The following is a 520-nucleotide window of genomic DNA, read 5'->3' as shown; positions in this document are numbered from 1 at the left end:
CGCACTTCGGCCAGCACTTCGCGCAGGTTGATCTCGGGGTTGAAGTTGGTGGCGAATTCCTGATCGTTGCTACCACCATTGGCGTCCAGCACGTCGATCTGGCGAATGGTGTCGAGCTTGTGCTTTTTGAGCCATTTCGCGAAGACGGACGTCACACCCGGATCGAAACCCGAGCCGAGGATGGCGGTCAGGCCGGCCGCTTTGAAGCGTTCCTGATAAGCCCACTGCCAATGGTATTCGAACTTGGCCTCATCCTCGGGCTCGTAATTCGCGGTGTCGAGGTAGTGGATCCCGGCCTCAAGGCAGGCATCCATCAGCACCAGATCCTGATAGGGCAGGGCAAGGTTGACGAGAATCTCGGCCCCGGTCTCCTTGATCAGCTTGACCGTGTCTTCGACCTTGTAGGCGTCCAGTTCAGCGGTCTTGATGTCTACACCGACGCGATCTTTAACGGCTGCCGCGATAGCGTCGCATTTCGATTTCGTGCGGCTGGCCAGAGTGATCTCGGTGAAGATATCCG

The 520-nt window shown here is 57.9% G+C and carries 1 protein-coding gene; it reads right to left on the bottom strand.

Annotated elements, in window-relative coordinates; translation table 11 throughout:
* The coding region (locus ACR0E6_RS23120) for a saccharopine dehydrogenase family protein (RefSeq protein ID WP_480587834.1) at nucleotides 1–520 on the bottom strand (520 nt) is incomplete at both ends.

The organism is Ruegeria sp. AP12 (assembly GCF_056540025.1).
This window is presented reverse-complemented; position numbering and strand designations above follow the sequence as displayed.